Source organism: Achromobacter anxifer (assembly GCF_903652925.1).
GTDB lineage: Bacteria > Pseudomonadota > Gammaproteobacteria > Burkholderiales > Burkholderiaceae_B > Achromobacter > Achromobacter anxifer.
In genome coordinates this window covers 62,369-86,432 of the sequence record NZ_CAHLAR010000012.1, presented here as the reverse complement: position 1 = coordinate 86,432, position 24,064 = coordinate 62,369, and the positions used below count along the sequence as shown (strand labels likewise).

The window sequence follows — 24,064 nt, the reverse complement described above, 5'->3', positions numbered from 1 at the left end:
CGCAGGCGCCCTTGCAGCACTGGAGCCCACGACGCCAGACCCCAAACCACCGCCGCCACGGGCGATTTCCGGCGCGACCACCCAATTGCCCAGGCTCGCATTCCAGAGCTTGCGGTAAATACGGTTCATCCTTTTGTTCCCTTGAATGACTGGCTGAAGCTGGGCAGGCGTGCCGCAGCGTGTGGTTGTTTTTCGAATAGATCCAAGATCAGCCCGCACATCACCCACTGCAATGCGGAAGGTCGCGGCGGCGAAAAATGCTCGATGACTCAAATCGATGCATTTGCTACAAAATAATACATTATCGATACATTTTGTCTGCGACGGCAATGGAAATAATGTCCGTCCAAGGTGTATCGGTCTGCCGCAAGGTGTCCAGGAAGCGCATGGGACAAGGTCCGGTCTTCGTCGGAATAGCATTGACCCTATTTAGTCAGAAGCAAGACCTGCGCATGGGGCACTAGGGATCCCGCGATACGCATGCGCAACGTGGCGGTCCCTTTGCATGGCACTGCCCAATTCGCGCAGTGCCAACCCAGCCTCTGTTTTGGGGGGCATCGTGGCGACTGACACTGAGCAACGTAAAATGTCAGCCTTCCAGCCTCTACATGCTTTTCTCATGAACCTTGAACGACTGCGTCGCGAATTTCCCGACTTCGACATAACAACCCTGCCGCCCCTGCCCGAAGGGTATTTCGATGCGTCGAGCTACATCGATGCTGCGCCTTCATTCGAGAACACGGAGCGCGGCTTGAAAGTGTTTGTCGACTACGCCAACTATGCCGACCGCGAATCCGGCAGGAGCCAGCGCTTCTGTGTTTCGCGCTACGACGAGGAAGCTGGCGACTTCGAGGACGTCGCCCTGTCGACCAACGATTGGGCCGAAGTCACGCGCTTCCTGACCGCCTGAACGCCCTCGCCGGGGGCGATCGGTTTGCGCTCCGATCGTCGGATGATCGCCCCCGCGACCTCTTGCGCTTCCCGACCCACAGCGGTCAACCCAGTACAAAATCAAAGCTGGGGTCGCACCCGAGGCGGTGGTTGCTGCCGTGTTGGATTACCTGAGCAAGCATCGCTCGCGCTAACCAGCCGCGCCTGGCATGCCCATGGGGAATGGCCGGGCGCGAGTGACACCCAAGTGTTGTATGACGCCTAGGCAGGCGGCGGCGTATACGCGATCAACTTTGAGTGTGCGCCGGACGAAGCGTTTGCGATTCTCCTCGCCAAGCGCCATCGTCTCCTGCCAGGCAGCCGGTATCCGGGGGGATGATGACCGGAGACCATCCGGCCACTGCCGTCGCCATCGCCCGTCAGGTTGGCCCGGACATCAACGCTCCGCCGATGACCGGCCAAGAGCTGGCGAGCCTTGGCGACGCCGCCCTGCGGGAGAGCTTGTCCGCCACCCGGGTGTTCTGACGGCTGCAGCCCGCGCAGAAGCTACGCCTGGTACAAGCCTTTCGCGCGCGCGGCACCGAGGTGGCGCGCGAGGCGGCCGATCTGGTGTTGATGAACGACGACTTTGACTCCATCGTCACCGCGGTGCGCCATGGCCGTCGCGTGTTCGCCAATCTGCGCAAGGCCATTGTGTCCGGGGTGGCAGTGCACGTGCCCATCGTGGGCCTGTCGCTAGTGCCGGTATTGCTGGGGTGGCCCATGCTGCTGATGCCGGTGCAGATCCTATTTCTGCAGCTCATCATCGACCCCGCCTGCGCGATTGTGTTTGAAGCGGAGCCGCTGGAGCGAATGCCATGACCGAGCCGCCGCGCCGCGCGGACGCCCGCCTGTTCGACCGCGCCATGGTGTTCACGGTACTGGTGCTTGCCAACCTGGGGCTCATTTACGCCAATCGCAACCTGACGCGCCCCTCCTGGCGCACGGGAGATGCCGGTAACCGCTATGCCGCCTGGATCAGCGCGGTCACCGTGCTGCTCCAGGCCTGCGTGCTGGGCATCTCTCCCGTGAGCCGCCTGTTTGTGTTCGAGCAGCCAACGCCGTGGATACTCCTGTCGGCGGCAGGGCTGACCGTGCTGGGCTTGCTGTGGATCGAGGCAGTGAAATGGGCGCTAGGGCGCAAGTCAAGGCAAATCCGTTGTGGGGCCTCCCGTCCGGCGCCGCCGCGAAATTGAAGCTCACGTTCATCATCCGTTCAGGTTTCGGTGCTTATGCTTCTGGCCCGAACGCCGCAAGGCTAGATTGCAAAAACGGGAGCAGAACCATGACCGCCTTTCAGCCTCCGCCGGACGACCCGGAGGACGATGAACACAGCCCGGCCGAACGCGCCGCCGCCGCCGCCCGCAGCACCTGGGTGAGCGTGGGGGTGAACGTAGTGCTCGCCACCGCCCAGATCATCATCGGCATTTTCTCCAAGTCCCAGGGCCTGATCGCGGACGGTATTCATTCTTCTTCCGATCTGATCGCCGACTTCATCGTGCTGCTGGCCAACCGGCATGGCCAGAAAGAAGCCGACGCGGACCACCCCTACGGCCATTATCGCTACGAGACCGCGGCATCCCTGGCGCTTGGCGTACTGTTGCTGGTGGTCGGCGGCGGCATGCTGTGGTCCGCCGTGACCAAGCTGGAGCAGCCCGACGCGATCCCGCAGGTCCACTTAATCGCGCTCTGGGTGGCCTGTGGCGCCCTGGTGATCAAAGAGGCCTTGTTCCGCTACATGCTGGCCGTGGCCAAGCGCGTGAAGTCCAGCATGCTGGTGGCCAACGCCTGGCACGCGCGCTCCGACGCGGCCTCGTCGCTGGTGGTGGGCCTGGGCATCATCGGCAACCTGCTGGGATACCCGATACTGGACCCGATCGCCGCGGCCATCGTGGGCTTCATGGTGGCCCGAATGGGCTGGAGCTTCGGCTGGGACGCCTTGCACGACCTGCTGGACCGTGCCATCGACGAAGGCGAAGCCGCGGCGATCCAGCGCACCCTGATGGACACCCCGGGTATTCAAGGCGTGCACGATCTGCGCACCCGAAAAATGGGGGATATGATCGTGGTCGACGCTCACCTGGAAATCTACGCCGGGCTGACTGTCGAGGAAGGCCACAAGATCGCCGTGCAAGCGCGCCAGCGCGTCATGCAGCGGCATCGTGTATTGAACGTGATGACCCATGTTGATCCCTGGAGACCTTCCGACGCGTCCACGCAGGGCGCCGAGGGCAGGGCGAATCTCGAACCAGGCTGTGCGTAGGGCGTTTTGACGACAAGGAAGAAACATGAAAATCAAGAACTCCGATACTCAGTACGCAGGCCTCGTGATCGTCATGCACTGGCTCATGCTCGTGGTACTGGCACTAGTCTACGCCTGTATGGAATTGCGCGGGCTGGCCACCAAAGGCACTGATCTGTACAACAACATCAAGGCCCTGCATTTCTCGCTCGGGCTGTGTGTGATCGGGCTGGTGGTGCTGCGGCTGGTCATCCGGCTGGCTGCGGGTACAGCGCCACGCGTGCGTCCGCCGATGCCAAGATGGCAGGACGTGCTTTCCCGGCTGATGCATTACGCGCTGTATGCGTTCATGATCGTCACGCCGATTCTGGGGTGGCTGACGCTCAGCGCCGGGGGCAAGCCGATTCCGTTGTTTGGCCTGGAGGTTCCGGCGCTGGTGAGCCCGGACAAGGCCTTGGCGGATCAGGTCAAGGAACTGCATGAGACCTTGGCTACGGTGGGGTATTTCCTGGTGGGGCTGCATGCCGCCGCGGCGCTGTTGCATCACTATGTGTTTCGGGACAACACGCTGGTGCGGATGCTGCCGGGGCGGCGTTGAGCTTTCTTGGGGCGGGTGCGCCAGGCGGGCGTGATCCAGGGCAGGGGAGCCTGCCCGCGAGATAGGGCTCAGGCTGAAAACCGCTTGAGAACCAACGACGCATTGACGCCACCGAAGCCAAATCCGTTGAGCATGGCATGCTCCATGGCATGAGCGCGCGCACTTCCAGCGATCAGGTCCAGGCCGTCTGCCAACGGATCTGGATGGTCCAGGTTGAGCACGTGTGGCGCAATCTGGTCACGCAAGGCCAATATGGTGAAAATCGCGGCGGCCGCGCCAGCGGCGCCAAGCATGTGGCCCATGGCGGATTTCGTGGCCGTGATGGAGGGACCAGAGCCTGCTCCAAACACTTGGCGTATGGCCGCCAGCTCTCCTCGGTCACCGACAAGCGTGGATGTCGCATGAGCATTCAGGTGTTGAATGTCATGGGGTTGCAACCGTGCCTGCCGCAACGCCGCGCGCATCGATCGGGCGGCGCCGGATCCATCTTCCGGCCCGGAAGTGACATGATAGGCATCGGCGGAAGTGCCGTAGCCCACGACTTCCGCCAGCGGCTTGGCACCGCGAGCCAACGCATGATCCAGCGCTTCCAGCACCAATAGTCCCGCGCCTTCGGCCATGACAAAGCCGTCTCGGGCCAGGTCAAACGGGCGGGAAGCCTTCGCGGGCTCGCTGTCGCAATGGGTCTTCACCGCCTTGGCCGCCGCAAAGCTGCCTAACGCCACTTTGTCGATGGTGGCTTCGCTGCCGCCGCAGAGCGCCATGTCGGCTTCGTCATTCCGAATCAGGCGTGCGGCATCGCCAATGGCCTGAATGCTGGCGGCACAAGCCGTCACCGGTGCTCCCAACGGACCCTTTAGCTGGTGCCTGATCGACACCTGTCCCGCCGCCAGATTGGCCAGGAAAGCCGGCACGGTAAAAGGCGACAAGCGCTGCGGCCCCTTGCCATCCGTGGTTCGCACTGCTTCGACAATGGTGCTGAAACCGCCCACACCGGAGCCGATGATGGTCGCTGCGCGCTCCTGCTGCTCGGCGGTTGGATGGCGCCACTGTGCGTGTGCCAGGGCCTGATCCGCCGCGCCCAACGCAAATGCGATGAAGCGGTCCATGCGGCGTAGCTCTTTCGCCGGGATGACGACTTCGGGGCTCCACCCGGCTTGAGGATCTTCCTCCTGGCTTGGCACCCGGCCAGCGATGGAAACGCCGGTGCCTTCGCCAACCGCCGCATCCAAGGCGCGTATTCCGGACTGGCCTGCCAGCAAGCGTTGCCAGGCCAGTTCTACCTCGCATCCGAGAGGGGACACCAAGCCCAAACCGGTGATGACTACCCGACGTTCCATGCCGCACCTTCCGCAATTGAACCCAGCTCTTGCGACGGGCTGAGTGTAATTTTATTGATGATGATCGTAATCATAAATCAATTTTGATGAGGGGTATCATCTAACCCATGAAAGTCAGCAAAACACAGGCCGCCAAGAACCGCGAAGGAATCGTGGACGCCGCCGCACGCCTCTATCGAGAAAAGGGCCTGGATGGCGTGGGCCTGGCCGAGATCACCCGCGATGCAGGGTTGACCCATGGCGGGCTGTACCGGCACTTCGAGTCCCGGGATGCTCTCGCTCGCGAGGCATGCACGCGCGCGTTTGAGTGGACGATTACGCCGCAAGAGGGATCGGAGTTTCCAGAGGTGGATGGCGCATCTGCAGGCGGACTCCGCGCACTGGTATATGGCTATCTTTCCACGTTCCACCGCGATCACCCCGGAGAGGGGTGCCCTGTTGCGGCATTGGCGGCAGACGTTGCTAGGGCTGGGCCGGAAATGTCAGAGGTCTTTGCGCAGGGCGTGGAAAGCAACTTCCAACGCTTCATGAGTGAGCTCCAGGGGGATGACCCGGCCAGGCGCACGCAGGCAATCGTGACCCTATGCAGCATGGTTGGCGCATTGACCCTCGCCCGCGCCACGGCGGCGGGCAACCCGGCGCTTTCCGAAGAAATCCTGGCAACCGTGCGGGAGCAGTTGGCTGGATAGTTCTATCCTGGCGGCCGCCCAGCTCCAACTCGCGCGAGCCAGCGCTATTCGAACCGGTTCAAAATCTCCAACTGCAGGCGCTGAATTATTGCTAGGGCGGGAGGGGGAGGTTGCCGCACCCTCTAACTCAAGCTGTTGGCTGCAAAAACCGGCGGCTCTGCAGAATTGATGTCAAGGTTGCTTATGCAGACGGCCACGGGGTCCGCAGTCGGCCAGGATCAGTCAGCTCCGAAGGGCTACTTCTGGCCGATAGCAGTCTAGTCAACGAACAAGGGGACGATTCCAGATAAACAGGGCTTTCTGCCAATTGCCTCGAATCGCGTACTGCACGCACGACTATCACGGGATCATGTGCCAGTGCATCCATGCGGGATTGGGTGAATTTTCTGGATATTCTATCCAGACAACGGGAGTTGATCGCTTGGCTGAAGCCCCCTAAGCTTGACCCTCCACGTATTCCAGAAGGGGACTTCCATGGCAGACCATTCGATCAAGGGCAAGGTTGTTCTGATCGCCGGCGGCGCCAAGAATCTCGGCGGACTCATCGCCCGCGATCTGGCTGCGCATGGTGCAAAGGCTGTCGCTATCCACTACAACAGCGCCGCATCCAAGGCCGACGCCGACTCGACGGTAGCTGCGGTCGAAGCCTGCGGCGCCCGCGCCGTGGCACTACAGGGTGATCTGACGACTGCCGGGGCCATCGAGAAGCTATTCGCTGATGCCATCGCTGCAGTTGGCAAGCTCGACATCGCTGTCAATACTGTTGGCAAGGTGCTCAAGAAGCCGATGGCCGAGATTAGCGAAGCCGAGTACGACGAGATGACCGCAGTTAACTCTAAGACCGCTTTCTTTTTCCTCAAAGAGGCCGGCAAGAATGTCAACGACAATGGCAAGATCTGCACTGTGGTGACATCATTGTTGGGTGCTTTCACGCCATTCTATGCTGCCTATGCTGGTACGAAGGCGCCGGTGGAACATTACACTCGAGCTGCCTCAAAGGAGTTCGGTGCTCGTGGAATCTCGGTGACGGCGGTCGGTCCGGGCCCGATGGACACACCATTCTTCTACCCTGCCGAAGGCGCCGACGCGGTGGCTTACCATAAAAGTGCTGCCGCGTTGTCGCCGTTCAGCAAGACAGGCTTGACTGACATCGAGGATGTAGTGCCCTTCATTCGTCATTTGGTTAGCGACGGCTGGTGGATCACCGGGCAAACCATCCTCATCAACGGCGGTTACACAACAAAGTGAATTCCCCTCGAATTCCGGGATCTTTCGAGTACGGGCCTGTGGTTGAGTGCTCTCGACCAATGGATGTCTCGCGTAGAGCCTGCATTTATGAGCTAAGTCATTTCTGCTGGATGACCTCTGAAACGCAGGATAAGTAAATTCATGGGCCGCTTCGAGCAGTATCGCGTGTTTGCCCACGTGGCCGAAATGGGCAGCTTCATCAATGCTGCCAACGCATTGGAAGTGCCACGCGCCACCGTATCCGCAGCCATCCAGCAGCTGGAGGCGCAATTGGACGTTCGCCTGCTGCACCGAACGACGCGACAAGTCAAGCTTACGCCAGATGGGCAACAGTTGCTTGACCGTATACGTCCTTTGCTGGCCGAAGTGGAAGACATCGATCAATTGTTTCAGACCAGTCAACGTCAAGTCTCCGGAAAACTTATCGTTGACGCGCCAAGCCGCATCGCGCGTCGCATGATAGCTCCGGCGTTGCCCAGCCTTCTGCGGCGACATCGGCGCCTTCAGCTGACTCTAGGTTCGGCGGATCGCGCGATTGATTTGGTGCGGGAAGGTGTCGACTGTGCGGTGCGCGTCGGCGTGCCGGGCAGCAGCAGTCTGGTGGCGCGACCGCTGGGCTACATAGCTCTTATCAATTGTGCCAGCCCGTCCTATCTTCGGGAGTACGGAGTGCCTGAGAGTCCGGCGGCTTTGCCCAACGGGCACTGGGCTGTGGGATATGCATCTCCCAAGACGGGCCGGGAAGTGCCTTGGGATTACCTGCCCGGGGACGGCAGTCGCCAGCTGCTCGAAGTGCCGAGTCGGGTAGTCGTAAACAATGCTGAAAGCTACATCGCATGCTGTCTTGCAGGGCTGGGGCTTATCCAAATCCCGCGCTTCGATGTTCAGCACTTGCTAGATTCAGGCCAGTTGGTGGAAGTCATGCCAACTTGTCGCCCGGCTTCGATGCCGGTGTCGTTGATTTACCCACATCGGCGCCAGCGTTCTAGGCGGCTGGCGGTCTTTCATGAGTGGTTTGCGGCATTGATCAATCGGCATATTGAATTCACAGGCGACCTGGCGCACGATGAGGTTTCACCCCGCGTATGAGGAGCACGCTAGGCGACATTAGCCGCAATTTGGGGCAAGGAATATCTACATTTGGCATGTGGCGCCGTCAACTTGATGAAATGATTCTAGGCGCAATGTCGAGGATCTTGGAGCCGAGGCGTGGATGCCAGCGATATTCATTAACTTTTGCTGGACGCGGAAAGGGCAAAAAGGCTGTACCGCACTTTGGTACCGCGCGGGATTCCTTGGTTCCGTTCAGGGCTGAACATCGAAAGTGGAAATCAGGTGTCTACTAAAATCTGCTAACTTCAAATTGAAGTTGCGGCATTGCTTGTGTAACGCGGCCGATAATAGTGGGGCAGATAAATTTTTAAACCTTATCATGATCGTCATAGGAACCAAAGACCCTAATAAACTGTGGCATTGCATCTGCGCTGCCGCAAGCGAACGTCGCCTTGAATGTTGGGAAAAACTCTCTGATGGGCGGATTGCCCTATTTAAATGGCCTACCCGACACACCGAAATTTTGCTATTGGCAAGTGCCAACGAAGCGCGACAACGGCTGACCCTAGTGGAGTTTGACGGCAACCAGCCACCGGCTGCCGATGAGACAGTGCGAGTCCAACATCAATTGGTAGACCGGCTTAGGGAGCTTTTCGCTCTCGAAATCGATACTTTTTCAGTTACCGAGGCAATGTTATGAAGCGTCGGCTCCGGCTGCTACCAAGGGAAAATGGTTCAAATAGAAATAGAACGTTCGCTTTTCCATTGTCCAGAAGTTGAAAAACGACGTCCAGAAAGTAATGCTCAGAGTATTTCCAATGCGGACTATGAGGTGTTTAACGGTCAAACCGGGATAGGGGGGTACAGCGGGTGGCTAGCCACTAGGCGCAATGCAATTAAGTGCCCAGTGGAATTATCAGGGTTTATCGCTAGCGTTTTTCTTGTCTGCCGGGCTGACAGCACATGCGTATCTGACGCAGCGACCTGCTCCCCGTGGTTAGTACGAAATCGATGTGGAGTCCGTTCACAAAGGAACGGCAATGAAGAAACGATTTACGGAAGAACAGATAATCGGGGTGCTGAAGGAGGCCGAGGCAGGGGCCAAGGTGGCCGAACTGTGCCGCAAGCGCGGGATCTCGGAGGCCACTTACTACAACTGGAAGGCGAACTTCGGCGGTATGAAGGGATCGTCGTCCGGTCGTAGCGCCATCACATCGGGATTGTTGTCGCCAACCTCCCACGCCTGCCTGACGTGAATTTCGCGCATGGGGATCGGTTTGACCGGGATAGGGATGGGCTGGCCGCGCCTCCCTGGAAAATGAAACGGCACAAGCAGCCCCCCCCAAATAGACACTATTGACATGCACCCTCACCAAAACCACCATGGACATCCTTGTGTGGCTAGGTGTTCCCGTCATTGAAGGGTGACTGTTATGGAGCGGTGACCGATAGGTCGCGATGCGACTACGAGCAGCGGCAATCGCTGCAAAGCGGAAGTAGCCTGCGGCAGGCAGCTTTAGGTTGATCGTGGTCGTTCGTAACTCAGTGCCTAAACAGCAGCAATCTCCAACACCAGTCGTTGAACGTCATGTGTCTTGAACGGCCACATCACCCTCGTAACTGGCCACTTGGTTGCGTGCTTCACCACGTACCGGCCTGAATGCCCGTTTCTTCGCTCCATCGAGTCGTGGCTATGTCGAACTTGCGATCAATCCACGTAGAAACACTATGATCAAGCGTCCAGTCAACTCCTGGCGGTTGGTAGTCTTTTGCAGTGCAAGCCCATGTGAAAGTGCCATAAAAGCAGCAGCTAGTTCGTGAGGCTCGGCAGGAGTTGAGCGACCAAGCTTTTTAAACAATAAGTCGATCACGCCGCCGATCTCGGATTGGTGTTTGTCCCAAACCTTTTGGTACTCCGCAGCGAAAGATGGGCTACGCCTCGCATGCAATTGCAGTTCTATGGAAAGCATGCACCAGTCAGCATCGTGATTGAGGGTAGAAGCCCAGGCCTCCAGTCGGGCCAGCATTTGCTCGGGCAACTGCGCGTTGTCGCCCATGAGCGTAGTAAGTTGCATCGCTTCTGCATCCATGTGCCGCCGCAGCAACTCTAGCAAGACATCCTCTTTGCTTGAGAAGTTTGAATAAAAAGCGCCTTGGGAATAGCCAGCGTTGTTCGCGATGTCACGGATCGATGCGCCTCCATACCCGTTTGTCACAAACAAGTGCCGTGCAGCGTCGATCAGGTGCTCGCGAGTCTGTGCCCGACTTTCGTCTCGGGTCAGGCGTCTTCTTGCAGTCGTGGTGCTCATAGTTTTAAAGATATCATATGAGATTCAGATATCGATCGTTGTGTGATCTTGTGTGAATGCTTGCCAAAAAAATTTCAGATATCACTTGAGATTTCAAAGTTCCAGCGGTATATTTAAATTTCAGGTGATATTTGAAGTTCAATCGAAATGAAAGAATACAGCAGTCCACAGTCAGCTTTTGTCACTGGTGCCACAGGCCTTCTCGGCAACAACCTTGTGCGTGAGCTGGTCGCGCGCGGCGTCTTCGTCAAGGCTCTCGTCCGTTCGGAAACCAAAGGTATGCAACAGTTCGCAGGAGTGAAAGGCGTTGAACTGGTGCAGGGTGATATGGCTGATGTGCCCGCTTTCTCAAGGGCGCTGCAAGGATGTGACGTGGTGTTCCATACCGCGGCCTTCTTTCGAGACAACTTCAAAGGCGGCAGCCACTGGGAAGAGCTCAAACGCATCAATGTGGATGGCACGCAGCAGCTTATCGAGCAGGCATACGACGCCGGCATCCGGCGCTTCGTTCAGACTTCATCCATCGCAGTGCTGAATGGCGAGCCGGGGGCGCCTATCGATGAGAATTGTCTGCGTGACCTAGCAGATGCTGACGACGACTATTACCGAAGCAAGATACTGGCCGATCAAGTCGTATCGGCCTTTCTTGACACACATCCGGACATGCATGCGAGCTTTGTCTTGCCCGGCTGGATGTGGGGTCCTGCCGATATCGGCCCAACCTCGTCAGGACAATTTGTCAACGATGTGGTGCTTGGCAAATTGCCTGGGTTGCTGCCAGGCAGCTTCTCGGTTGTCGATGCTCGCGATGTAGCGAAGGCGCAAATTTCAGCTGCGGAACGCGGCCAGCGCGGTGAGCGCTATCTCGCCGCAGGTCGCCACATGACGATGCAGGAATTGGTTCCCTTGGTGGGGCAGATCGCGGGAATCAAGACGCCGACCCGCAACTTGCCTTTCCTGCTTCTGTATTTCCTGGCGGCGGCGCAGGAACTCTACGCGAAGATCAGCGGTAAACCCATCTTGCTCAGTTTGGCGACGGTACGGCTCATGCGCAAGGAGGCGGGACGAAGTCATTTCATTCACACGAAGAGCGAACAGCAGCTTCAACTGAAATTTCGCCCCATTGAGCAAACTGTTGCCGATACGGTCGCTTGGTATCGCCGCCATGGTTGGCTACCCATTGCGTCACCTCAATAACGCCAGGTAATACTACGAAGCGTTCCAACTCTCTCGTCAGATGAAGATGCCAACCGCGGCGCAGTTGCGCAAACCCATCCTCATGGTGAACGGCGCCCGCGAAGATCTCGTATCCAGAAATGAGCCTACATCTCTTACCGCTCTCGGCTTCAATGTGACGCAGCTGGTCTTTGGAGATGACGGCCACACGGCGGAGTCGAACATGCGAGAGCACTTCGAGTTCACCGCGAACTGGCTCATGCGACGGCTAAAAGTCGGCGATTGATTGGACCGCTGGCAAGCAATCGATTAACGCTGCTCCCACTCAATGAACCGAGAAATTATTTTGATGCGCCACGGTCGGCCGAACTTGGCTCCAGGCGGTAAGGTTTCAGCACTTGACATGAAGTACTGGATTGAACAGTACGAGCTATCCGAAATCGTAGAACATCCCGTCCCTGTGGCCAGCATAGGCCTGGCCGCCACAGCAAAAGTGATCATTTCGAGCAATGCACCTCGAGCACTGGCGTCTGTTCGAGCATTGGGCCTTCGACCTCATCTTATAGATGAGATTTTTTGCGAGGCGAAGTTGCCTCACGGAAGATGGAGACGACCTCGCTTTTCCCCATTTACATGGGCATTTTTTCTCCGGATTGCATGGCTTTGCGGTTTTTCTGGAGGAGTCGAGTCTGCCCGAGAAGCTAAAGTAAGAGCTAATACAGCGGCTCAGCGACTTCAATTGATCGCAAATGAAGGCCCCGTTCTGCTGCTTGGCCATGGATTCATGAATCGATTGATCGCGAAGCAGTTGGAGTCTGCGGGGTGGATTTGCCGAGAAAGCAGCGGTACGCGGTACTGGAGCGCAGCGGTCTATCAAATGAGGCTGGGGGAAAGGAAATAGGTTGTCACTAGCACGACCCGTCATGTGACCTACCGGGTTTCTCTCAGAGGTCGATATCCAGGAATATTTCTCCCCTAAAGGGGAACTCATGCAACCGAGTCGATTCATGGCTGGCTTGCGGCCCTGAGCAGTCAATTATGTGAATGCGTGAGCCAATGGACTCTCGCCATCACGCAGGAGCTTTGCTGTCTCGCGCAACCAGATTCGGTCTACATCATGTTAGGAAGTTGGGGAATTTTGATGCAATCACCGGGCACGATAGTCGAGCAAGCACATCAATTGATCGATCGTATCAGCACGCTGCCACAGTCTGCTGTCGATCTTGAGGCTATTGCAGACAGCCTTCTACACCTTGCGAACTCCCCTATGTGGCAAGTAGCTCCTTATCCTTTAGCCCGAGTTGGCGAGGAGGTTCTCTATGAACTCGCTGTCGCTGGGGATCGGCCGGCACTGTATCTTGTCTCGGATGGAGTTAGCGTCACAAGTCCTCCTCACTGCCACGAAACATGGGCTGTCGTGGCGGGCATTCGGGGCTTGGAATTGAACCACCTCTACACGAAGTCCGCTAAGTCCGGAATCGTTGTCGAAACCACCCACGTTGCAGTAGGCTCCGGCGAGGTTTTACTCCTAGGACCCAACGATATCCACTCCACCGAAGTAGTTGGTCAAGCTGCTACGTATCACCTCCACCTCTATGGGAGGCCATTGAGTGCTCTTTCGAGTTTTCAAGCCCGTTGCTTCAGCCTTGGTAGCCCATGACGTCCGACGCCAAGCTTGAAGGCCAGCACGGCAAAACCGACGTCCTGGTAATCCCCCCGCAAAAGCGATGAGGTCAGAAGTAGAATTTTCTCGTTGAGGAGTTCTACCGCATGAAGAAGTCGAGATTTACGGATAGCCAGATCATTGAAGCCATCAAGCGCGTGGAGGCTGGTCTTGCCGTTCCTGAGCTGTGCCGAGAACTGGGCATCAGCTCGGCTACGTTCTACAAGTGGCGTTCCAAGTATGGCGGCATGGACGTATCGCTGATGGCTCGCATGAAGGAGCTGGAGGCCGAGAACGCCCGGCTGCGCAAGATGTACGTCGAGGAGAAGCTCAAGGCCGAGATCGTGACGGAGGCGCTAGAAAAAAATGGTGAGGCCGTCTCGCCGCCGCGAGATGGCCCAACGTGCTGTGCAAGACCGCGGCGTATCGATCCGGATGGCCTGCGAGGCGTTCGGGGTTAGCCAGACTTGCTATCGGTACGTCGCCAAGACGGATGCCGAGAACGAGGAGATCGCCAACTGGCTGCTGCGTCTGACCGACAACCACCGCAGCTGGGGCTTTGGCCTGTGCTTTCTGTATCTGCGCAATGTTCGAGGCTTCGGCTGGAACCATAAGCGGGTGTACCGGATTTACCGCAACCTCGAACTGAACCTGCGGATCAAGCCGCGCAAACGGCTGATTCGGCAGACGCCTGAGCCACTGACCGTGCCGACCAACGTGAACCAGGTCTGGTCGATGGACTTCATGCATGACCAGCTTGCCGATGGGCGCAGCATCCGCGTGTTCAACGTGATCGACGACTTCAACCGCGAAGCGCTGGGCATTGAGGTTGACTTCTCGCTGCCGTCCGAGCGCGTGATCCGCACGCTCAAGTAGATCATCGGCTGGCGGGGAAAGCCCTTGGCCATTCGGTGCGATAACGGGCCCGAATACCTGAGCGCGGCAATTGTCGATTGGGCCGGGGCATGGGGCATAAAGCTCGAATATATCCAGCCGGGCAAGCCACAACAGAATGCCTACGTCGAACGGTTCAACAGGACCGTGCGCTACGAGTGGCTGTCCCAATATCACTGGGAAGATCTGGACCACGTACAGCGCGTCGCCACGCAGTGGATGTGGTCCTACAATCACGAGCGCCCAAATATGGCTCTGGGCGGATTTACCCCAAAACAGCGGTTAGCCATGGCCGCGTAGCGTTCCTACTTCTGCCAATCGCTAAAAATGGGGGGATTAGCGTGAGCTTGAATCATCGCTGGACAGCAGAACGTCCGACAAGCCGTCCAGCTCCCGTCTTCTGAACGATTGGAGAGCGGTTTAGATTTCCGTCTGCTCGGAGATCTCTAGGGCATCATCAACCTCGACGCCGAGATACCGCACCGTCGACTCCAGCTTAGAGTGCCCGAGGAGCAACTGCACGGCCCCGCAGGTTCTTCGTCCGCTGGTAGATGAGGGTCGCCTTCGTGCGGCGCATCGAATGACCACCACCGATGCGCTGGCTGTGGACTTCGTGGTTCCAGCCATTGAACACTTGCGCGCCAGCCATCCCGAGGTGCGCGTGATCTTGAGCACTACGACGCGGCTGCTCGATGTGGCGCGGCGGGAGGCCGACATTGCTGTGCGCACCCTGCGGCCGGAGCAGCCGGATTTGATCGTTCGCAAACTCGGGTGCTGGGAAGTCGGCCTCTACGCTACCCGAGGCTATCTGGAAAAACATGGCGAACCGCAGCCCGGGCAAGGCCTTTCGAATCACGATATTGCGCTCTACCAGCAGGGTGTGACCGGCCGGCAGGACGACACGCTGGCAGGTGAATCTAGGGCACACGGTCGCGTGGTTGCCGAACTGGATTCGAGTCTGATGCTCGCGACCTTCGTGCGGGCCGGCTTGGCCATAGGCGAGTTGCCCGAGTACGTGGCCCGTCGGGATCGCGCGCTAGTGCGGCTATGGCCGGAGCGACGTCGGGCCAAGCCCTACGAGGCGTGGCTGGTGTTGCACCAAGACTTGGCGCGCACGGCCAGAGTTCGTGTCGTCGTGGAGGCACTCACATCGGCGTTCGCTGATTAAAAATTAGGCATTGGCAAGCCACGTAGTGGCGAAGTTCGGCGACATGACCATCTCGGCCGCTCACAACCAATGCAGGGCTGTACCATGCGGATTCGATTCGTCCAGGCCAATGCATGGCCATCAACACTTAACAGGGGAATGCCGGACGGTTGCCGCGCGGCCACGGGCAGGAATTGTGGAAGTGCCAGTGGGCTTTCGTTGCAAATTCAGACGCATCGCGAGGCGAGCATGGTGCGCGCAAATTCATTGCGTTGTTCCTGCTCCGTAACGTAGTTGAGGGCGGCGGAGTGGTGATAGCCGAAGGCCGGATTACGGTCACGCATGGGATACTACGCATCCGATCGGCAACGGTTAGATCGATATGCTTCGTCTTCTTTTCCTGTCCGGCAGCCTACGCTACGCGTCGTCCAATACACACGCACTCGTCGCGGCTTCCATGTTGGTGCCGCACTGCGTTGTAGTCGAACACTACAACGAGATTGGCGAACTGCCTCACTTCAATCCGGATCTTGAAGACAAACTGCCCGCGCGCATCGTTGACCTGCGCACTCGAGTGAATGAGGCTGACGGCCTCCTCGTTGCTTGCCCGGAGTACGCTCGTGGAATCCCTGGGTCCTTTAAGAACATGCTGGATTGGCTGGTAGGAAGCCCGGATTTTCCGGGAAAGCCCGTCGCCCTTTTAAACACCTCGCCACGAGCGTCCGCTGCTCAAGCAGCCTTGAAGCTGGTCTTGGAGACTATGTCTGCAACGCTCATCCCGGAGGCATGCGTGACTCTCCAGTTGTTGGGCAAACAGACCGACCCGGTTGCGATAGCGAATGATCCAATTAGCAGGGAAACACTGCGGCAAGCGCTTCAGGCAATCGTCGATCATATCTTGGCGGCATCATCCGAGACGTCCCTGAACGCAGCGGCAATGCACTTCGTCGAAGGTCGGCTCGCGTGTCGTGATTAGACCTCGATAAACGGGTCGTGAATGACCGCTCCTGGCCGAAAACGGCCACTTGCCACAGGGGCCTTCCATACGAAGCACTGCGCTTGCGACCCCGAAATTTTCCAATAGCCGAGTGCCTCGAGACATCCATGCCTCCCACCTAATTCCATACGGGCATATCCCAAATCTGCCGGCTTGAACTGTTGCGCTAATTTGATCGCGTTTATTGCAAAGCTCGCCTTTCTTCAGCCTGCATGCTGTCCATCCGCCAAGAATAAGAGAAGATGCCCGCGAAATAGCAGGTGTTGCCGGCCAAAGCCAAAAGGCGAACTTCAGCAAAAAAAGGCGAACTTTATTCCTGCGGTTCAGGGTTTTCCCTGAAACTATTTCTCTTGCGGAAAATCAATGCTCTATAGGACACTTTGTGTCATTAGGGTTCCGATAGGCGGAGCCCAATGGGGGATGACATGAAAATTTCCAAGATGGCGGGCGCGCTGGCGCTGGTGGCGGCGATGACTGGCGGCGGGGCCCAGGCGGCGGCCTATCCGGACCGGCCGATCCGGCTGGTGGTGCCCTTCGGCGCGGGCGGGATCACGGACATCGTGGCGCGCCAGGTGGGCAAGGGCATGGGCGACGCGCTGGGACAGAGCATCGTGATCGAGAACCGGCCCGGGGCGGGCGGGGTGATCGCGGCGCAGGTGGCCGCCACCGCGCCGGCCGATGGCTATACGATCTTCATGGGCACGGTGGGCACCCAGGTGGTCAACCCGCTGATCTACAACAAGCTCAGCTATGACGCGGACAAGTTCGCGCCGGTGGGCATGGTGTCGGGATCGCCGTACCTGCTGGCTATCCGGTCCGGCGTGCCGGCCAAGACCTTCGGCGAGTTCGTGGCCTATGCCAAGGCCAATCCGGCCAAACTGAACTTTGGTTCGGCGGGCAACGCCAGTTCGCCGCACCTGGGCCTGGAACTGCTGAAGCTGACGGCGGGCGTGGACATCGTGCACGTGCCGTTCAAGAGCGGCAGCGAGGCGGTGAACGCCGCGATCGGCGAGCAGGTCGACGTGGTGATGGACGCCAGCCCCGTGATCATGCCGCACGCGGCGTCGGGCAAGCTGCGTTCGCTGGCGGTGGCGGCCGACAAGCGCCTGCCGTCCGCGCCGGACGTCCCGTCCAGCAGCGAGGTGGGCGACGCGGCCTTGCAGATCAGCTCGTGGAATGCGTTCTTCGCGCCCGCGGGCACGCCGCCCGACGTGCTGGAAAAGCTGAACGCGGCGCTGCAGAAGACCTTGGCGTCGCCGGAGCTGAAGGATAGGCTGGCCTCGCAGGGCACGCAGCTGTACACGGGCAAGCCGGACGAGTATCAGCGCTTCATCGCCGGCGAGAAGGCCAAGTGGACCGAGATCGTGAAACGCGCCAACATCAAGATGGACTGACGATGAACCAGACACCGCATCCGCTGGCGGGCAAGCCGCTGGAACTGGCCGATACCTTGCGTTCGGGCAATGCCTGGAAGATCCGGCTGGCCTGCGGCTACATGGGCCTGCCGATCAAGCGGCGCACCTTCGACATCGTGCAGGGCGACCTGGAGACCGAAGCGTTCGCCCGCATCAATCCGTGGCGCCAGGTGCCGGCCTTGCTGACGCCGGAGGGCGAATGGCTGGCCGAGTCGCAGGCGATCCTCTGGTATCTGGCGATGGGCACGCCGTGGCTGCCCGCCGGCCGCCTGGAGCAGGCGCAAGTCAGCAGCTGGTTGAGCTTCGAGCAGACCCAGCACATGCACGCCTTTGCCCAGCCGCGCCTGCTGATCCATCTGCGCAATACGGCGCAGGTCGATGACCCGGCGATGCGGGCATGGCGCGAGATCGGCATGAAGGCGGCCGCGCTGATGGACGCGCATCTGGCCGGCCGCGATTATCTGGTGGGTGCCGCGCCGACCATTGCCGACGTCGCGCTGTATCCCTATACGAGCATGGCGGCAGAGGGCGGCTACGACCTGTCCGGCTTTACCCATATCGACGCCTGGCTGGCGCGCATGCGCGCCTTGCCGGGTTTTACGCCGCTGATCGAAGCGGCATGACAGAGACACTATCTTAGGAGTGACGACGATGGCCGATACGATGCATCTGGGCAAGGACGAACTGATTGCGCGGGCGAAAGCCGAAATGCAGCGCCAGTTCGAGACGCCCGAATGGAGCCTGCGCGAACGCCTGGCGCTGACCTGCCGCATCCTGTTCGACGGCGGACACGATTCCGGCCTGGCCGGGCAGATCACGGCGCGCGCGCCGGAGCCGGACCGGTACTACACGCAGCGCCTGGGCCTGGGCTTCGACGAAATCACCGCCAGCAACCTGCTGCTGGTCGACGAAGACCTGCGCGTGCAGGATGGCGGCGGCATGCCTAACCCGGCCAACCGCTTCCATTCCTGGATCTACCGCGCGCGTCCGGACGTGAACTGCATCATCCACACGCACCCGCTGCACACCGCGTCGCTGTCGATGCTGGAAGTGCCGCTGGAAATCTCGCACATGGACAACTGCCCGCTGTATGACGACGTGGCCTTCCTGAAGGACTGGCCCGGCGTGCCGGTGGGCAACGAGGAAGGCGAGATCATCTCGGCCGCGCTGGGTGCCAAGCGCGCCATCCTGCTGTCGCACCATGGGATGCTGATCGCGGCGGGATCGGTGGAAGAGGCTTGCGTGCTGGCGCTGCAGTTCGAACGCGCCGCCCGCATGCAGCTGCTGGCCATGGCCGCCGGCAAGATCCAGCCCATTCCGCCGGCGCTGGGCCGCGAGGCGCACGATTGGATCCTGACGCCCAAGCGTTCGCAGATCGGCTTTTCATATTACGCACGGCGCGCGCTGCGAGCGCATCCCGACGTGCTGGCCTGACTGCGGCAACAGAGGGGGCCAATTCGACGGCGGGGCTGGTTTAGGGCATGCTTATCGGTCGTACTCCGTGACTGCATTTTGCAACCCAGCCCATGATCGATCTGCCGCATCGCCTGCGCGCCCTGCGCCGCCAGCAAGTCCTGTCCCTGGAGCAGCTGGCGCAGCGCACCAGTTTGACCAAAAGCTACCTCTCGAAACTGGAGCGGGGCCTGAGCGAACCGTCCATTTCCACCGTGCTGCGGTTGGCGGAAGCCTACGGCCTGAGCGTGTCGGAACTGGTGGGCTCCGACGACGCGGCGCAGGAAGAAGTGGTCAGCGTGGTGCGCGTGGCGGACCGCGAAGCGCTGCAGCGCCGCGGCCTGGGCAGCGAATATCACTATGAGTCGCTGGCCGGGCGCCGCAAGGTCAAGGCGATGGAACCCTTCGTGGTGCATCCGCCCCGCGAATTTCCCGATGCGGCCGCGGTGTTTCCGCACCCCGGCGAGGAATTCCTGCTGGTGCTCAAGGGCGCCATCGAGGTCCAGGTGGGCGAACGCCAGTTCCGCCTGGAAACCGGGGATTCCGTCTATTTTGACTCCGAACTGCCGCACCGCATGCGCACCGTCAGCCGGGCCATGGCCGAAGTGCTGGTGGTGGCCGCGCACTGAAGGCGCGCAGCCGGACTCGTCTCCCTCTATCCGTATACAGGAACTGCCATGAAGAATGACCAATCGCGGCTCGTCCGCATCGATGCCGGCCCCATGAAGAATCCGGTGCCCGGCAAGCCGCGCCGTCCGATCTCGGGCGATGCCGCCTTCCGCACCGTGACCGCCTTCGAAGGCAATGGCGGAAAAGCCGAGGGCGGCGTCTGGGAAAGCACCGCCGGCGTGTTCCAGTCCAACACCACGGGCTATATCGAATTCGGCTACATCGTCGAAGGCGCGGCGCGCCTGGTGGACCCGGACGGCACCGTGCACGAGCTGACCGTGGGCGAAGCCTTCGTCATGCCCGAAGGCTATACGGGGCGCTGGGAAGTGGACCAGTTCGTCAAGAAAATCTATTTCATCACCCGCATGTAGGGCCGCAGCATTCCAGGAGCAAGCCGCATGAGCGCAATCCCCGCCGTCACGGCGCAGGTGGATATCGTGTCAATCCAGTCCCAGGTCGTGTACGGCTGCGTCGGCAACAATGCCGCCATGCCGGTGTTCCGCAAGGCCGGCCTGCACGCGATTGCCGTGCCGACCGTCATCCTGAGCAATACGCCGCATTATCCGACCCTGCACGGGGGCGCGGTGCCGCTGGACTGGTTCGAGGGCTTGCTGCAAGGGCTGGACGAGCGCGGCGTCACCAGGACGGCGCGCGCCGTGGTTTGCGGCTACCTGGGCCAGCCCGGGCAGGCGGGGCTGCTGGCCAACTGGCTGCCGACGCTGCGCGCCTCGCGGCCGGACCTGAAGGTGCATATCGACCCGGTCATGGGCGACCGCAATGACGGGCTGTATGTGAACGAAGGGCTGGTCGAGCAATACCGTGACCTGCTGGTGCCGCTGGCCGATGGCATGACGCCGAACCACTTCGAACTGGAGCTGCTGGTCGGGCGCGCCCTGTCCTCGATCGAGGAGGTGGTGGCCGCCGCGCGTGAATTGATCGCGCGCGGTCCGGAATGGATTGTCGTGACCAGCGCCGCGCCCATGGCCGCGGCGCCCGGCACCTTGCAGCTGGCGGTGGTGACGCGGGACCAGGCCACCGTTGTGACGCATCCCGAGATCGCCATTCCGCCTTCGGTGCATGGCACCGGCGACGTGTTCATGGCCAGCGTGACGGCGCGCTTGCTGACCGGGCAGGACCTGATCGAGGCGGTGCGCTCGGCGGCGGCCCAGGTCACGGTGGCGCTGGAGCGCACCCGCGAGCTGGGCTGGGAAGAACTGGCGGTGGAGGGCTAGGCGCCGCGCCTGGCGCCGACGCCGGTCAGGTCGTCAGCGACAGGCCCCGATGCGGGTTACGGCACCAGCGACAGGCCAACGCGGAACTGCGATTCGTTGCGCTGGTTGTAGCCCAGCAGCGTTTCGCCGTAGCCGTTGAAGTATTGCAGGTGCAGATAGCCGTTCATGTTCAGCCAGGTGCGCTGCAAGGGCCACGCGAAGTCCAGCTGTGTGGTGCGGCGCTTCTGGTCGCCCTGGCGGTACAGGGCGGAGACGACCGCGCCGTTGTCCTGGGCCCAGCGCAGTTGCCAGTCGACGCGGCCGGCGTAGTCGGCGTAGTCGCTGTTCTCGCTGGCGACGCCGAAATAGGCCTTGATCCTGGGCGCGAACGTGAGCGTGCTGCCGCCGTCGAAGCGGTAGTGGAAGCGCGGCTCGATATAGCCGTCGTTGACCGAGCGCGAATCCGCGCCGTCCTTGCCGTTGGAATTGTGCTCGACGCCGGTGTTCATGCCGAATCGCCAGTTCTGGCTGGCGGACTGCCAGATATTGTCGGACAGCCAGAAGGCGCTGGGATTGAAGGTGGTATCGATGAAGGGCATGGAATCGCCCTGCAGGTCCCACAGCGAGGTCTGCGTGTACGCCAGGTAGAAGTTCTCGTCCCAGGTGGGCGGGCGGTCGCCGGCCGGACTGAAGAGGCGGTACTTGGCGCTGATCTGGAAACGGGCGGTCGTCTGTCCGCGGGTGCCGATGTCGAAATACACCGGCTTGTATTCCGAGATCGAACTGCGGAAGCGGTCGAATGCGTTCTGCTGCTGCACCGTGGGCACCGCCGACGCATCGGGCGACGGCCCGCCTTCGGGCGAAGCGCCGACCGCGGCCACGGCGGCGGCGGGCACGGGCTCGCCGCTGTTGGCATCCACCACCGGGCCGCGCGCCGGCGTGCTGGCCAGCGTGCCGCTGTCGCGGCCGGTGGCGTCCAGCGCCATCATGGCGGGCTGGCCTTCGATCGACACGGCCTGCAGGCCATTGGCGGTGGCTGGCACGACGGCCGTCCAGGCCATGCGCGCGAAATTGTTGACCGGCACGCTGAAGCTGGCCGTGCCGCCGCGCAGCTTGGCCAGGCTGCGCACGATCTGGCCGTCCTGGCCGCGCCATTGCAGCACCAGTTCGGGCGGCGCTTCCCAGGTGGAGCGGGCGGTGCCTTCGTTGAAGTACACGGCCTCGATGGTCACTGTCTCGCCGGGCGCCGCGGACGGGCGATCCAGCCGGTACGACACGCCCGCGCTGGCAGTGCCAGCCAGGCCCAAGGCCAGGGCGGCGGCCAGGGGGCGCAGGGGGAGGGCGGATCGTGCTGGAAAGCTTATCGGCATCGGATGCATAACGTGGTTTTGTGACCAGGAAATGTAGCATCCACCCCCACTACAGTTTGTAAGGCAGGCTAATCGTATGTAGAAAGCGTAAGCCCCCGCGCATGGCGGGCCATGCGCGGGGGCTTGCGTGGACTGCCTTGCTCGCGGGCCTATTCGCCGAACTTGATGCCCTGGGCCAGCGGCAACTGGCGCGAATAGTTGATCGTGTTGGTGGCGCGGCGCATGTAGTTGCGCCAGGCGTCCGAACCCGATTCGCGGCCGCCGCCGGTTTCCTTTTCTCCGCCGAACGCGCCGCCGATCTCGGCGCCGGAAGTCCCTATGTTGACGTTGGCGATGCCGCAGTCCGAACCCGCGGCGGACAGGAAGGTCTCGGCCTCGCGCAGGTCATTGGTGAAGATGGCGGACGACAGGCCTTGCGGCACGCCGTTATGCAGGGCGAGCGCCTGGTTGAAATCGGTGTAGCGCATCACGTACAGGATCGGCGCGAAGGTCTCGTGGCACACCACGTCGGTCTGGCCCGGCATTTCGGCGATGGCGGGGCGCGCGTACCAGGCGTCGGGGTACTGCTCGGCCAGCACGCGCTCGCCGCCCGTGATCTTGCCGCCTTGCTCGCGCGCGGCCGTCAGCGCGGCCTGCATGGCGTCGAACGATACGCGGTCGATCAGCGGGCCGACCAGCGTGGCGCTGTCCAGCGGGTTGCCGATGGTGGCGCTGGCATAGGCCTTGTGCAGGCGCTGCACCAGGTCGTCGGCCACGCTTTCGTGCACGATCAGGCGGCGCGTGGTGGTGCAGCGTTGGCCGGCCGTGCCGATGGCGCCGAACACGATGCCGCGCGCGGCCATGTCCAGGTCGGCGGTGGGGCCGACGATGATGGCGTTGTTGCCGCCCAGTTCCAGCAGCACGCGGCCGAAGCGCTGCGCCACGCGCGGGCCGACCTGGCGGCCCATGCGGGTCGAGCCGGTGGCCGACACCAGCGCCACCGCGTGCGAATCCACCAGCGCTTCGCCGATGTCGCGGCCGCCGATCAGGACTTCGGACAGGCCGGCGGGCGCATCGCCGAAGCGTTGCGCGGCCTGCGCGAAGAGCGCCTGGCAGGCCAGGGCGGTCAGCGGGGTTTTCTCCGACGGCTTCCACACCACGGCGTTGCCGCAGACCAGCGCCAGCGCGGCGTTCCAGGACCACACGGCGACGGGGAAGTTGAAGGCGCTGATCACGCCGACCACGCCCAGCGGATGCCAGGTTTCCATCATGCGGTGGCCGGGGCGCTCGGAGGCGATCGTCAGGCCGTACAGCTGGCGCGACAGGCCCACGGCGAAGTCGCAGATGTCGATCATTTCCTGCACTTCGCCTTCGCCCTCGGCCACGATCTTGCCGGCCTCCAGGCTGACCAGGCGGCCCAGCTCGCGCTTGTGCTGGCGCAGCGTTTCGCCGAACAGGCGCACCAGTTCCCCGCGCCGCGGCGCCGGCACGTCGCGCCACGCCAGGCTGGCCTGGCGCGCGCGGGTGATGGCGGAATGGGCTTGGGCGACCGTGTGTTCGTGGACCTGGGCCAGTTCGGCGCCGTCTATCGGGCTGCGCGCGCGCAGCGTGCCGCCGCTGAGCGACTCCGGGTTCAGCCCGAGCGCTCGCAGGATGTCGTGGGGAGTGTCCATGCCGGTTCC

The 24,064-nt window shown here is 61.1% G+C and carries 23 protein-coding genes and 4 pseudogenes; 21 read left to right on the top strand and 6 right to left on the bottom strand.

Annotated elements, in window-relative coordinates:
* Window positions 1-3: 3 nt before the first annotated feature.
* Window positions 4-129: pseudogene (locus tag HWY37_RS34920) on the bottom strand (ESPR-type extended signal peptide-containing protein); the annotation flags it as partial.
* Between the two features lie 490 nt (window positions 130-619).
* On the opposite strand from HWY37_RS34920, the gene HWY37_RS28945 reads away from it, so the two are divergent.
* From HWY37_RS28945 to HWY37_RS28930, 6 genes are all read left to right on the top strand, one after another.
* Window positions 620-910: a hypothetical protein gene (locus HWY37_RS28945; protein ID WP_175206055.1), complete on the top strand. Its 291-nt coding sequence runs from the start codon at window positions 620-622 to the stop codon at window positions 908-910.
* A 356-nt stretch (window positions 911-1,266) separates the two neighbouring features.
* On the top strand, window positions 1,267-1,416 hold the full coding sequence (locus tag HWY37_RS34730) for a hypothetical protein (protein ID WP_246302433.1): 150 nt from the start codon (window positions 1,267-1,269) through the stop codon (window positions 1,414-1,416).
* Between the two features lie 90 nt (window positions 1,417-1,506).
* A complete protein-coding gene (locus HWY37_RS34725) occupies window positions 1,507-1,752 on the top strand; it encodes a hypothetical protein (RefSeq protein WP_246302432.1) in 246 nt (81 codons plus the stop codon).
* Window positions 1,749-2,126: a cation transporting ATPase C-terminal domain-containing protein gene (locus HWY37_RS34720; protein WP_246302431.1), complete on the top strand. Its 378-nt coding sequence runs from the start codon at window positions 1,749-1,751 to the stop codon at window positions 2,124-2,126. Before HWY37_RS34725 ends, HWY37_RS34720 begins: the two co-directional genes overlap by 4 nt.
* 89 nt (window positions 2,127-2,215) lie before the next feature.
* Complete coding sequence (locus tag HWY37_RS28935; protein ID WP_175206056.1) at window positions 2,216-3,193, top strand: cation diffusion facilitator family transporter; 978 nt, start codon at window positions 2,216-2,218, stop codon at window positions 3,191-3,193.
* 25 nt (window positions 3,194-3,218) lie between these two features.
* Entirely contained in the window at window positions 3,219-3,770 is a 552-nt protein-coding gene (locus tag HWY37_RS28930; protein ID WP_175206057.1) for a cytochrome b, read from the top strand.
* Window positions 3,771-3,838: 68 nt separating this feature from the next.
* Here HWY37_RS28930 and fabF read toward each other — a convergent pair whose 3' ends face one another.
* Window positions 3,839-5,110, bottom strand: coding sequence for a beta-ketoacyl-ACP synthase II (fabF, locus tag HWY37_RS28925; RefSeq protein WP_176090381.1), 1,272 nt, complete (start codon window positions 5,108-5,110; stop codon window positions 3,839-3,841).
* A 107-nt stretch (window positions 5,111-5,217) separates the two neighbouring features.
* Here fabF and HWY37_RS28920 point away from each other — a divergent pair, with 107 nt between their 5' ends.
* The 4 genes and pseudogenes from HWY37_RS28920 to HWY37_RS28905 all read left to right on the top strand — a co-directional run.
* Window positions 5,218-5,799, top strand: coding sequence for a TetR/AcrR family transcriptional regulator (locus HWY37_RS28920; RefSeq protein ID WP_175206059.1), 582 nt, complete (start codon window positions 5,218-5,220; stop codon window positions 5,797-5,799).
* A gap of 474 nt (window positions 5,800-6,273) precedes the next feature.
* The gene (locus tag HWY37_RS28915) at window positions 6,274-7,047 is read left to right on the top strand and encodes an SDR family oxidoreductase (protein ID WP_175206060.1); all 774 of its coding nucleotides are present in this window, start codon (window positions 6,274-6,276) and stop codon (window positions 7,045-7,047) included.
* A gap of 141 nt (window positions 7,048-7,188) precedes the next feature.
* Window positions 7,189-8,136 (top strand): LysR family transcriptional regulator, encoded by a 948-nt coding sequence (locus tag HWY37_RS28910; RefSeq protein WP_175206061.1) that lies wholly within the window; start codon window positions 7,189-7,191, stop codon window positions 8,134-8,136.
* Window positions 8,137-9,140: 1,004 nt separating this feature from the next.
* Window positions 9,141-9,302: pseudogene (locus HWY37_RS28905) on the top strand (transposase); the annotation flags it as partial.
* Between the two features lie 489 nt (window positions 9,303-9,791).
* On the opposite strand, the gene HWY37_RS28900 reads toward HWY37_RS28905, so the two are convergent.
* A complete protein-coding gene (locus HWY37_RS28900) occupies window positions 9,792-10,409 on the bottom strand; it encodes a TetR/AcrR family transcriptional regulator (protein WP_175206062.1) in 618 nt (205 codons plus the stop codon).
* A gap of 147 nt (window positions 10,410-10,556) precedes the next feature.
* Here HWY37_RS28900 and HWY37_RS28895 point away from each other — a divergent pair, with 147 nt between their 5' ends.
* The 3 genes and pseudogenes from HWY37_RS28895 to HWY37_RS28885 all read left to right on the top strand — a co-directional run bounded on the left by HWY37_RS28895 (window position 10,557) and on the right by HWY37_RS28885 (window position 14,442).
* Window positions 10,557-11,606, top strand: coding sequence for an SDR family oxidoreductase (locus HWY37_RS28895; RefSeq protein WP_175206063.1), 1,050 nt, complete (start codon window positions 10,557-10,559; stop codon window positions 11,604-11,606).
* A 40-nt stretch (window positions 11,607-11,646) separates the two neighbouring features.
* The gene (locus HWY37_RS28890) at window positions 11,647-11,871 is read left to right on the top strand and encodes a hypothetical protein (protein WP_246302430.1); all 225 of its coding nucleotides are present in this window, start codon (window positions 11,647-11,649) and stop codon (window positions 11,869-11,871) included.
* 1,484 nt (window positions 11,872-13,355) lie between these two features.
* Window positions 13,356-14,442: pseudogene (locus HWY37_RS28885) on the top strand (IS3 family transposase).
* Between the two features lie 120 nt (window positions 14,443-14,562).
* On the opposite strand, the pseudogene HWY37_RS34715 reads toward HWY37_RS28885, so the two are convergent.
* Window positions 14,563-14,800: pseudogene (locus HWY37_RS34715) on the bottom strand (tyrosine-type recombinase/integrase); the annotation flags it as partial.
* Here HWY37_RS34715 and HWY37_RS28880 point away from each other — a divergent pair.
* The 8 genes from HWY37_RS28880 (at window position 14,723) to pdxK (ending at window position 21,054) form a co-directional block, all read left to right on the top strand.
* Window positions 14,723-15,310 (top strand): LysR substrate-binding domain-containing protein, encoded by a 588-nt coding sequence (locus HWY37_RS28880; RefSeq protein ID WP_246302429.1) that lies wholly within the window; start codon window positions 14,723-14,725, stop codon window positions 15,308-15,310. The pseudogene HWY37_RS34715 and the gene HWY37_RS28880 sit on opposite strands and share 78 nt — an antisense overlap.
* A 361-nt stretch (window positions 15,311-15,671) precedes the next feature.
* Window positions 15,672-16,265: an NADPH-dependent FMN reductase gene (locus HWY37_RS28875; protein WP_175206064.1), complete on the top strand. Its 594-nt coding sequence runs from the start codon at window positions 15,672-15,674 to the stop codon at window positions 16,263-16,265.
* A gap of 446 nt (window positions 16,266-16,711) precedes the next feature.
* On the top strand, window positions 16,712-17,680 hold the full coding sequence (locus HWY37_RS28870) for a Bug family tripartite tricarboxylate transporter substrate binding protein (RefSeq protein ID WP_176090380.1): 969 nt from the start codon (window positions 16,712-16,714) through the stop codon (window positions 17,678-17,680).
* Window positions 17,681-17,682: 2 nt separating this feature from the next.
* Window positions 17,683-18,324 carry a glutathione S-transferase family protein gene (locus HWY37_RS28865; protein WP_176090379.1) on the top strand — a complete coding sequence of 214 codons (642 nt, stop codon included), beginning with the start codon at window positions 17,683-17,685 and terminating at the stop codon, window positions 18,322-18,324.
* Window positions 18,325-18,352: 28 nt separating this feature from the next.
* Entirely contained in the window at window positions 18,353-19,135 is a 783-nt protein-coding gene (locus tag HWY37_RS28860) for an aldolase (RefSeq protein ID WP_176090378.1), read from the top strand.
* Between the two features lie 92 nt (window positions 19,136-19,227).
* Window positions 19,228-19,782, top strand: a complete 555-nt coding sequence (locus HWY37_RS28855) for a helix-turn-helix domain-containing protein (RefSeq protein ID WP_176090377.1) — start codon at window positions 19,228-19,230, stop codon at window positions 19,780-19,782.
* Between the two features lie 48 nt (window positions 19,783-19,830).
* Window positions 19,831-20,193, top strand: coding sequence for a cupin domain-containing protein (locus HWY37_RS28850; protein ID WP_176090376.1), 363 nt, complete (start codon window positions 19,831-19,833; stop codon window positions 20,191-20,193).
* Between the two features lie 27 nt (window positions 20,194-20,220).
* A complete protein-coding gene (gene pdxK / locus HWY37_RS28845) occupies window positions 20,221-21,054 on the top strand; it encodes a pyridoxine/pyridoxal/pyridoxamine kinase (RefSeq protein ID WP_176090375.1) in 834 nt (277 codons plus the stop codon).
* Between the two features lie 56 nt (window positions 21,055-21,110).
* Here pdxK and HWY37_RS28840 read toward each other — a convergent pair whose 3' ends face one another.
* Both HWY37_RS28840 and amaB read right to left on the bottom strand, forming a co-directional pair.
* The gene (locus HWY37_RS28840; protein ID WP_176090374.1) at window positions 21,111-22,403 is read right to left on the bottom strand and encodes a phospholipase A; all 1,293 of its coding nucleotides are present in this window, start codon (window positions 22,401-22,403) and stop codon (window positions 21,111-21,113) included.
* A 149-nt stretch (window positions 22,404-22,552) separates the two neighbouring features.
* The gene (gene amaB / locus HWY37_RS28835; protein WP_176090373.1) at window positions 22,553-24,055 is read right to left on the bottom strand and encodes an L-piperidine-6-carboxylate dehydrogenase; all 1,503 of its coding nucleotides are present in this window, start codon (window positions 24,053-24,055) and stop codon (window positions 22,553-22,555) included.
* Window positions 24,056-24,064 lie beyond the last annotated feature (9 nt).